This window comes from Enterobacter sp. V87_3 (genome assembly GCF_029967835.1).
In the GTDB taxonomy this organism is placed as follows: Bacteria; Pseudomonadota; Gammaproteobacteria; order Enterobacterales; family Enterobacteriaceae; genus Enterobacter; species Enterobacter cancerogenus.
On sequence record NZ_JASCAM010000013.1, the window covers coordinates 47,716 to 61,121 of the forward strand.

A 13,406-nucleotide genomic window follows, 5' to 3' on the forward strand; every position below is an offset into this window, starting at 1 on the left:
TTGGGGGTACCTCTTCGCTTTTTTATAGCAAAAAACAATAAAAACAATTATTTAGGTATTGCCTTTTGTTCCTATTATCGCACCACTCTTACGTTTCCCCCAAATCACTATAGATTCTCCCCTGCATTTTGTTGGTAGTCTGTATCTACCTATTAAACTTCTTGGCGATAAATACCGGCTGCTTAAATAGTGTATCGCCGCCAAATAGAAGCCGTTGAACTGGGTTTTGATGTTTAGCACGAAACCCAATGAACAACTGCTGATTCTCTTCCGGCTGGATAAAGACATTCACAGCTTCTATGGCAAAGACCATGCAGCGGGCGCTTTACGGTTTGTTCGTTCTGAGCTGGCCCACGTTGCCAAAATGCACCTTGTTACGCCGGATGACTGGAGCAAAACAGGTTTAATGTCGCTCCGCCTGCTGGACGGCGAAAAACTGTAAACCCTCACTCTAAGCCTGTCTCTCAAACTTGACACTTTTTCGCGAGAAACAGGGGAAAGTGTCAACCGCTACCGCTTTAGAAAACTTCAGGTACGGGAACACAGGAGGGGAGGTGTTGGGCACCCACCCTTTACATGCATCATCGAGCCTCTTTCAGATCGCTGTTCTGGTTTGCCCGGACGCTAGAGTTCAGACTGAGTTGTCAAAAGTTATCATCCACCGGCTCCGCCAGCGGGGATTTTTGGCCGTATGCGCCCTAAGTTACAGTTGCTTAAATGAGTATTGTTAACTTAAATACAAAATTAAGATACTCATTTTACTGAGTGCCAAGCAGCTTGACTGGAATGCAAACAAAATGAAAAGATATAAATTTGTTCTTTTTCAATTAGTTGACTTTATTATAGCTGATGGTGGTCTTTTTTACTAACATTTGAAAATTGTTTAAATAAAGGATAAGGTTGAAATCCTTAGCTCTTGAGGCTCGATGCTTCACTAAAATCAGTCATTGCTCATAAAATAAGCCTTCAACCTCTAAATAATCATAGGGAACTGTAATGGAAATCGAAAGTAAGAATACGTTTGAGCGAGTCCTGCGAGAAGGTATTAATATTTTTACCGGGGCTGGATTTTCTGTTTTAGCTTCTGATCTAAATGGGGAAACACTTCCTATTGGTGATGGCCTTAGAAAGGAAATCATAAAAAACTTTCCAGGCTCACCTCCTACACTACAATTACCTCAATTATGTACTTTAATATCGCGCTCTAGGAGAGAGGATCTTTATCGTTACATACGTGCCAGATATGAAGTCGGAGAATTTAGTAACAAATATGTACATTTAGCGAATGTGAATATCAAAAACATATTTACTACAAACATAGATAACCTTGTTGAGAAAATATTCAAGGGCAATCCTCATAAATACGTTAATAATGCGATGTTCAATGGTGTAAGCTTTAGAGATAAAATTGCAATAGATTACTTTTATATGCATGGTTCGGTTAGTGATCCTGAGTCTAGCTTAATATTTGGAGATCTTGATATTGCTAATGCTTTTTCAAGTGAACCGACAAAGTGGAATTATTTAAAATCTGTAATGAACAAATTTCCAACTCTTTTTTGGGGTTATGCCCTGAAGGATGCAGGAACTTTACAGGTATTTGCAGATGCATTGGATGAGAAAAACAGGAAAAATGCTTGGATAATTGTACATCCCAATTTTGTTGATGAAGGTGAAGTTGAATACTATCAATCTCTAGATCTTAAAATAATACGTGCGGACACAGAAGAGTTTTTGGATTATTTATCAAGTTTTGAAAATATCGATCCCTCTTTGGTTACCACTAATAAGTATCAAAATCCGTTCATGGAATACTCTGTTCCCTCTCATTCAGAAATTGAAAGACGATCAATTAATGATTTTTATCAAGGGGCCAATCCTTCTTGGAGTGATATTTACTCGTCTCGCGTAATAAGACTACATTACTACTCTCTTGTAGAAGAGTACATTAATAGTGGGAAAAATATACTAATTACAGGTGGGCCTGCCACAGGAAAGTCTACACTTTTGATGCAGTTGGCAGCATTTCATGACTTTAATGGTGTCAAGTTGTTTCTTTCTGATATATCCATTACGAAAGCTGAAACTTTAGCTGCAAGATTAAAAGATATTCCAGTGCTTTTATTTGTAGATAATATGCAAACCTCAATGGATGCTCTTAATAATCTATCTCTTAAGCCAAATATAAGAATGGTTATAGCTGAAAGGGATTATGCTTATCTTTCGGCTTCAAGAGCGAACTTTTTAAGAAGAAATATCGAGATAATTGATATTACTCAAATAACTGATGCCGATTGCCAAGGTATCACAGATAATATACCAGCAGATTTGAAATCCAGGAGGAATTATAAGATAAAAGAAGGTGATTCATTGTTTGAATTAATTGAGCATAACTGCCGTACGCCAAGTATTAGAGAAAGATTTCAGAATGTTTTAAATGAATTAAAAAAGAGGGATGTGAAACTAGTACAGCTATTTTTGCTCGCTTGTTACCTTCATAATAGCCGAAGTGTAACATCTATGGATGTTATTTATAGTTATTTTCAAGGGGAGAAAGTGGGGTATCAACAAATATATGAGTTAGTAAAAATACTGAGTAGTTGCTTATCGGAGAATGTTGGTGAATATACTGAAAGCGATCAAGATTATTTCTCTATTCGTTCTAATCTGCTGGCTGAGCATATAACAACAATAGCACCAGAAAAAGATCTCGCATGTATGCTAGTAAATTTCCACAACAATGTATCACGTTTCTGCATCCCTAATTATGATGCTTTTAAAAGGCGCGCTTATGATGCTCGGTTATTTGAAAGAGCATTCCCAAATACCCAGGATGGTGAAGACATATATGATATTATCTTCAGGAAACATAGTTCTCCATTTAACTTGCAGCAGAAAGCTCTCTATTTGAGTAGAAGGGGAAATCACGAAAGAGCATTTATTGTTATCGATGAGGCTATAGCGAAAAGTGGAAGCGGTAACTGGTCTGTCAGGAACTCTTACGCGATCATTAAGTTTAAAGCTAACATTGGAAGAGTGGATTCAAGTGATGTTAGAAAAGCATTGGATGAAAGTATGGATTCGTTAGAACAATGCCATGCTGCTGATTTAAGAAAAGCATTTCATGCTATGTCATATGCAGACCAGTCTCTGAACTATTGGAGAAAATATAGAGATGCTACAGCTCAGGGATATTTAAGAAAATCTAAAGAATGGTTAGGAGAAGAGGTTGATAAAGATAATAGTATTAGAAATGTCGGTAGGCTACTTAAACAAATTAATAAGGCTTTAGGATAAAATATAACCCGCTATTATATTCAGTTTATTTGAATACTTAATGGCGGTTTTTTTAATTGAATTATAATAAATGAACAGATGTCAATGTAAATTTTTTTCTAGGGCTGTAGTATGTGGTTCTCAACGAGTTAGAAGAAAATGAGAACTGGTTTTTTGCTCATTGCATAATACGGAAATTCATTTTGGGGGTACTTTAGGTGGTGCTTTGAAATTATTTTTAATAAGGTTGTTAATAATCAATGTATTGTTAAGTATAATTTTTTCCTAATATCCTCAGCGAAAAATCCCTTGCTTCAACCCCCGTAACAAACATCAAAAAGCATTTATCCCTGTTTCAGAACAGACATGCCTGAATGAATACACGAGTGTATTTCCCTCTCCATCGCCAAATATATATTCCAGGTGAATAATGAAACCTGATAGTTTTCACACCACGAATACCCCACCAACATCCTATACCCCCTCCCATAATAACCTTGTTCTATATCAGTACATTCCGCGTTTTCAATACTTATTCTGGACCTCTCCCTTCTGTTAAAACGAGTCATTAAAATGAACGGTAAATCATCATGGATGGTGCTTTTGGCTGCGTGCGGCCTTTTTCTGGCGGGAAACGCCACGGCAAAAGGCCATTCAGTATCCGATGAGCAGGTAAAAGAGAACGTTATTGCCGAATCGATTGCTTCGTATCCGGGCGTTTGCGCCTGTCCTTTTAACCGTGCGAGAAACGGCAGCGCCTGTGGAAGACGCAGTGCCTGGAGCAAAGCGGGCGGCTATGCCCCCATTTGCTATAAAAACGAAGTCACAGACGAGATGGTCAGGGAGTGGCGCGCGCAAAATAACGGTTAGCCCGCCTCCAGCATTCCAAAGCTCACAATTCGCGAGCGGCCCAGTTCTTTTGCCCGGTACAGGGCGACATCCGCGGCGCGCAGCAGGTTATCGCTCTGGGCGTGCTGCGGATAGCTGGCGATCCCGATTGAGACATCAACCGGACCAATTTCTGTCAGCCCGTAATGGGGGGAGAGGGCCTGCACGCCGTCGTAAATCTTCGTTGCGCAGGCATGCGCTGCTTCTTCGTCCGCACCGGTGAGAAGCGCCAGGAACTCTTCACCGCCGTAGCGGAAGGCCAGGCCGGTATCGTGCACCGCGCGCTGAATAATGGTTGCCACGCTTTTGATCACCTGGTCACCGGCTTCATGACCAAAGCGATCGTTAATGCTTTTGAAGTGATCGATATCGATCATCAGGCAGCTTATCGGCTCCTTATTGCGCATGGCCTGGGTCATCTGCGTGCGTAAGGTATCCTCCAGATGATGGCGATTGCGTAATCCGGTGAGGGGATCAAACAAGGCTTTCTCCAGCAGAGCATCGCGCAACCGCTGGTTGGCCAGCGCCAGCCCGAGCGCCTCCGCCATCAGCTCCAGATACGCGCGGGAAGGCGCAGTGTCCGGGGTGATGTTCTGGAAAGAGAGCAGGCCGATGGCTTCGCCCTGCGCAATGAGCGGCACGCACAGCGACTGATGCATTTGCGAGGCTGGCAGATGCGAGCAGGCGACATCCGGCTTGCCGTTTACCGGTGGATGGCTCTGCCCGCGCCGAATGGCCCAGCACGCATCCGGGTGGAACGGTTTTTTCTCTCCTTCAGGCGACAGCCATTCGGCCGCGCAGCGCATCTCCCACGACGCGCGATCGACGATATACAAGCGTCCCGGCACGCCCGGCGCAATATTGGGGGCGAACAGCTCCGCCACGTTAATCACGTCCGCGAAGCTCTCGCAGCCTTGAAATCGTTGGGTCATGCGCGCCAGCAGCTCGCGGATCGCCCAGTCGGCGTCGCGCTCTTTCTCCAGCCGCTGCCGCGCCAGGCCATTTTCGCGGAAAATACGGATAGCCTGCGCCATATCGCCAATCTCATCGATTTGGGTGAAGTTCGGCGTCTCGACCGCATAGTCCTGCGACGCCAGGCGGTGTACCACGTCGCTCAGCCGCACGACCGGATGCAGAACGCGGCGTTTGAGAATAAAGCCCATCACGAACAAAAAGAGCAGGGCAGTCAGCCCGACCATCACCTCGGAGGCGGTACGCAGCGTTTTCGAGGTTTTTGTGGCCGCCTGCACGTCGGCAATGATGCGTTTATCCAGAAGCTGGCGAAAATGGTCAATCTGGCTCTGCGCACGCTCCAGCTCCTGCTCATAGTTTTTGCCATACAGCAGCGCAACGGCCTGCTGCTCGTCACCTTGCGCCATGCTGGCGAGCGCCACCTGCTGTTCATCCTGCAGCTCGTCGATGATTTTCAGCCCCTCCTGCAGCAGGGCAAGCTCTTCGACCGAGGCTCCCGTATCTTTGAGCGCTTCGAGCCGATGCTCAATGCCCTTCAGCTCGCGCTCTTTCGCCCGATACTCTTCGAGGACATACGGCTCTTTTTTGATGACGAACAGGCGCGCCAGGTCGGAGAGCATCCAGGCGTCGGTCTCCACATTTTCGGTCAGCTGATCGAACTGCTGCCGCTGCTTAACGGCCTCGCGCTCAACGCTGTCGGCATGGGACGCCATCAGCATGACGACGCCGGAGGCGAGGGTCAGACACACCGTGGCGCCGTAGGCCCAGTTTGTGATTGTGGCGATTCGCACCTGTTAATCCTTCTGCGACAAGAGTGGGATGGCGTTCTTTCAAATTATAGAAAACGTTTGATTTATGGCGAAAAAAAAGGCGGCACGGGGCCGCCTCGTTTTAACGATAGGGTTATAAATCCGGTGGGTTTCGCCCTTCTTCGATAAACTCGGCATCCAGCTCTTCGGCGTTGCCTTCATGATCGCGACCGGAGAACAGGTTCCAGCAGGCGATGAACAGCGCGGCAATCAACGGACCAATGACGAAGCCGTTAATGCCGTAAAGTTCCATGCCGCCCAGCGTGGAGATCAGGATCAGGTAGTCCGGCATTTTGGTGTCTTTGCCCACCAGCAGCGGGCGCAGGATGTTGTCCACCAGGCCGACAATGATGACAAAGAAACCGACGATGAACAGCCCTTGCCAGATTTGATGGGTGGCAAACAGGTAAATTGCTGCCGGAACCCAGACAATCGCCGAGCCGACGGCGGGCACCAGTGACAGGAACGCCATCAGCGCGCCCCAAAGGATACTGCCGTCGATGCCCACAATCGCAAACGCGATCCCGCCGAGCGTACCCTGAACCACGGCCACAACGGCCGTCCCTTTTACCGTCGCGCGGGAGACCCCAACGAACTTGGCAAACAGGTGCTGTTTGGCAAAATCAGACAGCGGCAGAGAGTCGAGGATCTGGCGCACCAGATACGGCCCATCTTTCAGCAGGAAGAACAGCAGATAGAGCATGATGCCGAAGCTGATGGCGAACCCAAACGTTCCCTTACCGATCAGGAACGCGCTGCCTGCGAGATATTGCCCGCCTTTGAGCGCCACGTCCGAGAGTTTTTTCTGGATCTCGGCGGCGTTCGTCAGGTCATGATCCGCCAGGAATCCGCTTGCCCAGTCCGGCAGACGGTTAAAGACCCCGGCAACCACCTCCGGGAACTGGGTATTGTTTTGCTGCAGCTTGGTGTAAACCACGTTCAGCTCAATGGCGAGCGAGGAGAGGATCACCGTTAACGGAATAAAGACGATCAGGCAGATAATGCACAGGGTCAGGAACGACGCCAGCCCGTTGCGTTCGCCAAGCGCAGTGCGCAGCTTGTTTTTTACCGGGTTAAAGATGATGGTCAGGATCGCGGCCCACAGTATTGCGGAGAAGTAGGGCGAGAGCACATCGAAAAAGGCCCAGGTAACGAGGGCGAGAATGAGAAGGAAGAAACCTTTGGTCAGTCCATTAAAGCGCATAGTAAGTCCTGGTAACGAAGAAACTGTGTCGACTATAGAACTGATTTAAGGATTTACCAATAATTGTGCGGCGGCGGCCTGCCAGTTGCGTGTCACCGGCAGGCCGCATGCGTTATCGCTCCCTCAGTGAAAAGAGAGCATCACATCTCCTCAAATAGCGCACTGACTAACGCAATATGCGTCTTCACGCCCACGGCCAGCGCGGCTTCGTCGATGCGGAAGTGCGGGTTATGGACGTTCCATACCGCGCCTTTTTCCTCGTTACCGCAGCCAATGAACAGGAAAGTGCCGGGGATTTTCTCCTGATAGGAGGAGAAGTCTTCGCTGCCGAACAGCGCGCGATCGGCCAGCTGGAGCGTTCCTTCAGCAAAGTGTTCGGCGATGGCGGCTTTGGCGATGGCGTTGGTATCGGCATGGTTGTTCCCGACGGCATAACCCTGCTGCCAGCGGATCTCACAGCGCGCACCGTGGGCGCTGACAACCCCCTCGACAATCCGCTGCATCAGCTGTGGCACCTGCTCACGTACCTGCTGATTATGCGTGCGTACCGTGCCTGCCAGACGTGCGCTGTCCGGAATGACGTTATAGCTGTCGCCTGCCTGGAAGGTGGCGATGGTCAGCACCGGGGCATTAATCGGGTCGAGATTCCGCGCCACCACGTTTTGCAGGGCGGTAACCACTTCCGCGCCAATCACGACCGGATCGATACAGAACTGCGGCATAGAGCCGTGACCGCCCTGGCCGAAAAGGGTAATGTCGAAGTTGTCGCTGGAGGCGACGTACACTCCCTCTTTCAGGGTGATTTTGCCGGTCGGGCTGGTGGGGAAAACGTGCAGTCCGAAGATCTTCTCGACGTCGTCAACAACCCCTTTTTCCACCAGTTCACGCGCGCCGCCCGGCGGCACTTCCTCTGCAGGCTGAAAGATAAACTTAATGCTGCCATGCAGTTGATGGCGCAGGCGGCAGAGCACTTTGGCGGCACCCATCAGCATCGCGGTGTGGGCATCGTGTCCGCAGGCGTGCATTACCCCGGCTTTGATGGAGCTGAACGCTTCACCGCTCTCTTCCTGTAGCGGCAGGGCGTCAATGTCCGCACGCAGCGCCCACATCGGGCCGGGCTTCTCGCCCTGTAATACCGCGATGACGCTGTTCTCTACCGGGCGGCTCAGTACCAGCTCGGGCAGGGCTGCCAGTTCCCGCGCGATAAAATCAGCGGTCGGCTTCTCCTGAAACGACAGGTCCGGGTTGGCGTGAATATGCCTGCGCCAGCGGATCACATCGTCGTGTACGTCGCGGATAAGGTTTTCAAGGGTACTTTTCATGACACTCTCCTTCAGTCAGTGACCGGCAGCGGTGCGGCAGGTTTTTTTATCAGTGGCGCAATCGCCACGCCTGCGCACACCATTGCCAGTGACAGGAAAATAAATGCGCTCTCATAGCTGTGGCTTTGCCCAACCAGATAACCAATGACAACAGGCGAAACGAAGCCGCCCAGGGTCCCGCCGGTGTTAATCAGTCCGATGGCCGAGCCCATGATGTTTTCCGGCAGGCGCTTCATCGGCAGGGTAAAGGCGGTGACAAAGGTCGCCATCAGGAAGATCTCCCCGACGAACAGCAGGGCGCTGGCGGTCAGCGCCGTGGACGTGTGGAAGATGCCAAAAATGGCAGCGGCACTCACCAGCGCGCAGGTCAGGATCACCTGCGGCTCGCGGTTGTGAAAATATTTCCCGACCAGCCAGCCGGTCCCTAATGAGGATAGCCAAATCCCCGCGCCACCGGCCGCCACGATATAACCGGAAATCTCCAGCGGCATGCCCATGCTCTGGACGAAAAATTTTGGCAGCCACGCCAGCAGGCCGTAGCTGGGAATATTGACGCAGAAAACGGAGATAAACAGCAGCACGACCGTTGGGTTGCGCCACAATGCGCCGCTCTGGCCCTGCGCGTGCTGGCGGGCGGCGGGTTTCTGGTACGGCACAAGCACGGCGATCAGCACAGCAATGGCGCAGGCAACGATCCCCAGCGAGACAAACGACGCGTGCCAGCCGAGGTGTTCCAGCGCCCAGACGGCGACAATCGGCCCTACGGTCATCGCCAGTCCGGCGGAAGAGAGCAGAACGGATTGGGCAAAGGTGCGCTTTTCCAGCGCGAAGTTACTGACCACCGCTTTGGCGCAGGAGCAGGGATAGCCCGAATGCCCCACGCCGGAGAGAAAGCGAAACACCAGCAGCAGGCTAAAGCTCATGCCCAGCGCGCCAAAGCAGAGGGCGAAGATCCCCAGCGCGCACAGGGAGAGGATCAGCATGGTTTTGTAGCCGATTTTATCGTTCAGCCAGCCCGCCGGTATCTGAAACAGGGAGTAGGCCAGGAAGAAGATCCCGGTGATATACCCCAGCTGCGCGGTGCTCAATCCAAACTCTTTTTCGATGGGCAGCAGCGCAAAGCCCATCACGGTTTTATCAATATAGACCACGACATACCCGATAAAGAGCAAAAAAATCATCTGTGACTGGCTTTTCATATTTTTTTCCGCCTGGCGTCAGAGTGCGATGAAAGGTGTTGTGTGCATCCTGAATCTAGGGGTTTACCGGAGGGGCGGGAAGATATAATTTTTCTATAGGTGATGCTTTTTTGTTATAGGGTGAGGGATGAACTATCTGCCAAAACTCGGCCATCTTCTGGCCTTTCGTCAGGTCGCGCGCAGCGGCAGTATTCGTTCGGCGGCGCGGGAGCTGGGCGTCTCTCAGCCCGGATTGAGCCGAACATTGCGTGAGCTTGAGCAAACTTTAGGCACACAACTTTTATTGCGCAGCAAAGAGGGCATCACGCTTACCGAGGCGGGAATGGCGTTTTCCCGGCGCGCGGAGTGGGTGCTGGAAGAGTTGCGCCGCGCGGCCGATGAGGTGGAACAGATCAACCATTTCACTCACGGGCGGCTGACCGTGGGATTCTCGTCACTCATTGCTCTGACGGTGTTTCCGGGCGTGGCCGATGCTTTTAAGGAGACGCTGCCCCAGGTGTTACTGACGGCCAAAGAGGGGCAGCTGTCCTCGCTGCTGCCCGGCGTGCGCAGCGGTGAAATTGATATCGCTATTGGCTCAGTCGATCCGATGGCACCGCCGGAAGGGGTGATGATCGAGCCGCTGTTTACCTCACCGTTTTGCATCGTCGCGCGCAAGGGGCATCCGCTGGCGGAGGCTCGCGAGTTGATGGCGCTACGTCAGGCCAAATGGCTGCTGCCGGAGTCGACCATGGGCTACTATCAGCAGCTACAAAATGAACTTAGCCATTTTTATCGTCAGGTCGATGTTACCCCGCTGCGCACGGATTCCGTCATCACCGGGTTAAATATGGTCATCAACGCAGACTATCTGACGGTCGTGGCCCGGGCGATGTGTCAGCCGCTGCAGCTTGAAGATAAGCTGGTGGCGCTGCCGATCACCCAGCTGCCGTCGGCACAGTATTGCGCGGTGTGGTCGCAGAAATCGGCGATGACCACCAACGCCCGACAGTTTTTGATTCGCTTGCGCGAGGCGTGCAGGGGGTTTAGCTGGTAAAGACGCTCTCGCACTTTCGTCTGACCGCAGCTGCCAGCCAGCCGCGCCATACTGTCAGTAACTGCCTGCGGAGGTGCTTATGGCCTGGCGTCCCATCCTTTACGTGATCCTCACCACCCATCCCCGACTCAGCGCCCGACGCGCCCGGTTGCGGCGTGTCGTCTAGCTTTTTGTTAACAATCGCGGTATAACACACCTTCTTTGGATGTTTAGATGTCCATACGTTTAGAAGGTAATATGCAAACAGAACAAAACGGACAGCTTAAGCGCACCATGAAAACGCGCCACCTGATTATGCTCTCGCTGGGCGGCGTGATTGGTACAGGGTTATTTTTCAATACGGGCTACATCATTTCTACAACCGGGGCGGCGGGCACGCTGCTGGCGTACCTGATCGGCGCGCTGGTGGTCTGGCTGGTGATGCAGTGCCTCGGCGAACTCTCGGTGGCGATGCCGGAAACCGGCGCGTTTCACGTCTATGCCGCCCGCTATCTTGGCCCGGCGACGGGGTATACCGTGGCGTGGCTCTACTGGCTCACCTGGACGGTGGCGCTCGGATCGAGCTTTACCGCCGCCGGATTCTGCATGCAGTACTGGTTCCCGCAGGTTCCCGTCTGGGCGTGGTGCGTGGTGTTCTGCGCGGTGATTTTCGGCCTCAACGTTATTTCGACGCGCTTCTTTGCCGAAGGGGAGTTCTGGTTCTCACTGGTTAAAGTCATCACCATCATCGCCTTTATTATCCTCGGTGGCGCGGCCATCTTCGGGTTTATCCCGATGCAGGACGGCTCGCCCGCGCCGGGCCTGAGCAACATCACCGCTGAAGGCTGGTTCCCGCATGGCGGCCTGCCGATCCTGATGACCATGGTGGCGGTGAATTTTGCCTTCTCGGGAACGGAGCTGATCGGCATTGCGGCAGGGGAGACCGAGGATCCGCACCGGGTCATTCCGGTGGCGATCCGTACCACCATCGCCCGGCTGATCATTTTCTTTATCGGCACCGTATTTGTACTGGCAGCGCTGATCCCGATGCAGCAGGCCGGCGTTGAAAAAAGTCCGTTTGTGCTGGTGTTTGAAAAAGTTGGTATTCCGTATGCTGCGGATATCTTTAACTTTGTGATCCTGACGGCGATCCTCTCGGCGGCCAACTCGGGGCTGTATGCATCCGGGCGCATGCTGTGGTCGCTGTCCAACGAGAAAACCCTGCCGCGCTGCTTTGCCCGCGTTAATAAAAACGGCGTGCCGCTGACGGCGCTCTCCGTGTCGATGCTCGGCGGCGTGCTGGCGCTCTTTTCAAGCGTGGTGGCCCCGGACACGGTGTTTGTCGCACTCTCGGCAATTTCCGGGTTTGCGGTGGTGGCGGTGTGGATCAGCATCTGCGCCTCGCACTTCGTCTTTCGTCGTCGTCACCTGCAGTCCGGCCAGCCGCTCTCGGCGTTGCAGTACCGCGCGCCGTGGTATCCGCTGGTGCCGGTGCTGGGCTTTATTCTGTGCGTGGTGGCCTGTATCGGCCTGGCGTTTGACGCGAGCCAGAGAATTGCCCTTTACTGCGGGCTGCCGTTCGTCGCCCTGTGTTATGGTGCGTACTATCTGACCCAAAAAACGACGACGCAGGAGCCTGAACATGTCGCAGAATAATCCGCTCACCGCCCTCCTTGAAACGCAGCCTTACGTGGTGCTCGATGGCGCGATGGCAACGGAGCTGGAAGCGCGCGGTTGTAACCTGGCTGACAGCCTCTGGTCTGCCAAAGTCCTGGTGGAAAACCCGGAGCTAATCCGCGAGGTGCATCTGGATTACTACCGTGCCGGTGCCCAGGTGGCGATCACCGCCAGCTACCAGGCCACGCCAGCGGGCTTTGCCGCGCGTGGGCTGGACGAGGCGCAATCGCGGGCGCTGATCGGCAAAAGCGTGGAGCTGGCGCGTAAGGCGCGGGAAGCGTATCTCGCCGAAAACGCAAACGCGGGCACGCTGCTGGTGGCGGGATCCGTGGGGCCGTACGGCGCTTACCTGGCGGATGGTTCTGAGTATCGCGGTGACTACGTGCGTAGCGCTGAGGAATTTACCCGGTTCCACCGTCCGCGCGTGGAAGCCTTGCTGGATGCGGGTGCCGATTTGCTGGCCTGCGAAACGCTGCCATCCTTTGCGGAGATTAAAGCGCTGGCATCACTGTTGGCAGAGTATCCCCGCGCCCGGGCGTGGTTCTCGTTTACGCTGCGTGACAGCGAGCATCTGAGCGACGGCACGGCGCTGCGCGAGGTGGTCTCTGCACTGAGTCATTACCCGCAGATTGTGGCGCTGGGGATTAACTGTATCGCGCTGGAAAACACCACGGCGGCCCTGAAACACCTGAACAGCCTGACGGCGCTGCCGCTGGTGGTCTACCCGAACTCGGGGGAGCATTATGATGCGGTGACGAAAACCTGGCATCACCACGGTGAAGCCTGCGAGACGCTGGCGGGGTATCTGCCGCAGTGGCTGGAAGCTGGCGCGAAGCTGATTGGCGGATGCTGCCGCACCACGCCGAAAGACATTGCTGAGCTGAACGCGCAGCGCTGAGTGCTTTGCCGGGTAAGGCGTAGCCGCCACCCGGCACAAAACAACCGCACAAAACCAACTATCCTTTCCCGCTTTTTATCTAAAAACGAATCGTCATTAGCGATTCTTTTTTATTCCTTTATCAAAATTCCTGCGCCGGAAATACT

At 52.4% G+C, this 13,406-nt stretch carries 10 protein-coding genes; 6 read left to right on the plus strand and 4 right to left on the minus strand.

Translation table 11 applies throughout. The features are described 5' to 3' along the window. The first annotated feature begins 229 nt into the window (after positions 1-229). The 3 genes from QLG21_RS05325 (at position 230) to QLG21_RS05335 (ending at position 4,146) form a co-directional block, all read left to right on the plus strand. Complete coding sequence (locus QLG21_RS05325) at positions 230-442, plus strand: hypothetical protein (protein WP_282484010.1); 213 nt, start codon at positions 230-232, stop codon at positions 440-442. Positions 443-996: 554 nt separating this feature from the next. Beyond that, positions 997-3,297: an SIR2 family protein gene (locus QLG21_RS05330; RefSeq protein ID WP_282484011.1), complete on the plus strand. Its 2,301-nt coding sequence runs from the start codon at positions 997-999 to the stop codon at positions 3,295-3,297. A gap of 552 nt (positions 3,298-3,849) precedes the next feature. Next, complete coding sequence (locus tag QLG21_RS05335; protein WP_058609333.1) at positions 3,850-4,146, plus strand: hypothetical protein; 297 nt, start codon at positions 3,850-3,852, stop codon at positions 4,144-4,146. Here QLG21_RS05335 and QLG21_RS05340 read toward each other — a convergent pair. The 4 genes from QLG21_RS05340 to QLG21_RS05355 form a co-directional block, all read right to left on the minus strand. Beyond that, positions 4,143-5,927, minus strand: a complete 1,785-nt coding sequence (locus QLG21_RS05340) for a diguanylate cyclase (RefSeq protein WP_282484012.1) — start codon at positions 5,925-5,927, stop codon at positions 4,143-4,145. The genes QLG21_RS05335 and QLG21_RS05340 overlap by 4 nt on opposite strands. Before the next feature lie 112 nt (positions 5,928-6,039). Continuing rightward, positions 6,040-7,149 carry an AI-2E family transporter gene (locus QLG21_RS05345; RefSeq protein WP_282484013.1) on the minus strand — a complete coding sequence of 370 codons (1,110 nt, stop codon included), beginning with the start codon at positions 7,147-7,149 and terminating at the stop codon, positions 6,040-6,042. A 140-nt stretch (positions 7,150-7,289) separates the two neighbouring features. Beyond that, positions 7,290-8,471: an amidohydrolase gene (locus tag QLG21_RS05350; RefSeq protein WP_282484014.1), complete on the minus strand. Its 1,182-nt coding sequence runs from the start codon at positions 8,469-8,471 to the stop codon at positions 7,290-7,292. An 11-nt stretch (positions 8,472-8,482) separates the two neighbouring features. Continuing rightward, positions 8,483-9,670 (minus strand): MFS transporter, encoded by a 1,188-nt coding sequence (locus tag QLG21_RS05355; protein WP_282484015.1) that lies wholly within the window; start codon positions 9,668-9,670, stop codon positions 8,483-8,485. A gap of 127 nt (positions 9,671-9,797) precedes the next feature. Between QLG21_RS05355 and QLG21_RS05360 the strand changes: the two genes are divergently transcribed. The 3 genes from QLG21_RS05360 to mmuM all read left to right on the plus strand — a co-directional run bounded on the left by QLG21_RS05360 (position 9,798) and on the right by mmuM (position 13,260). Further along, positions 9,798-10,706 (plus strand): LysR substrate-binding domain-containing protein, encoded by a 909-nt coding sequence (locus QLG21_RS05360; RefSeq protein WP_006176815.1) that lies wholly within the window; start codon positions 9,798-9,800, stop codon positions 10,704-10,706. 237 nt (positions 10,707-10,943) lie between these two features. Beyond that, positions 10,944-12,341 carry an S-methylmethionine permease gene (gene mmuP / locus QLG21_RS05365; RefSeq protein WP_006176816.1) on the plus strand — a complete coding sequence of 466 codons (1,398 nt, stop codon included), beginning with the start codon at positions 10,944-10,946 and terminating at the stop codon, positions 12,339-12,341. Continuing rightward, positions 12,328-13,260 carry a homocysteine S-methyltransferase gene (mmuM, locus tag QLG21_RS05370; RefSeq protein WP_102891374.1) on the plus strand — a complete coding sequence of 311 codons (933 nt, stop codon included), beginning with the start codon at positions 12,328-12,330 and terminating at the stop codon, positions 13,258-13,260. The genes mmuP and mmuM overlap by 14 nt, the downstream gene beginning before the upstream one ends. The last annotated feature ends 146 nt before the right edge of the window (positions 13,261-13,406 follow it).

Coding starts and splice junctions, on each gene's coding strand:
- QLG21_RS05350 (WP_282484014.1), bottom strand. CDS start 8,471: ATGAAAAGTACCCTTGAAAACCTTATCCGCGACGTACACGACGATGTG.
- QLG21_RS05325 (WP_282484010.1), top strand. CDS start 230: ATGTTTAGCACGAAACCCAATGAACAACTGCTGATTCTCTTCCGGCTG.
- QLG21_RS05345 (WP_282484013.1), bottom strand. CDS start 7,149: ATGCGCTTTAATGGACTGACCAAAGGTTTCTTCCTTCTCATTCTCGCC.
- mmuP (WP_006176816.1), top strand. CDS start 10,944: ATGCAAACAGAACAAAACGGACAGCTTAAGCGCACCATGAAAACGCGC.
- QLG21_RS05335 (WP_058609333.1), top strand. CDS start 3,850: ATGAACGGTAAATCATCATGGATGGTGCTTTTGGCTGCGTGCGGCCTT.
- QLG21_RS05355 (WP_282484015.1), bottom strand. CDS start 9,670: ATGAAAAGCCAGTCACAGATGATTTTTTTGCTCTTTATCGGGTATGTC.
- QLG21_RS05330 (WP_282484011.1), top strand. CDS start 997: ATGGAAATCGAAAGTAAGAATACGTTTGAGCGAGTCCTGCGAGAAGGT.
- mmuM (WP_102891374.1), top strand. CDS start 12,328: ATGTCGCAGAATAATCCGCTCACCGCCCTCCTTGAAACGCAGCCTTAC.
- QLG21_RS05360 (WP_006176815.1), top strand. CDS start 9,798: ATGAACTATCTGCCAAAACTCGGCCATCTTCTGGCCTTTCGTCAGGTC.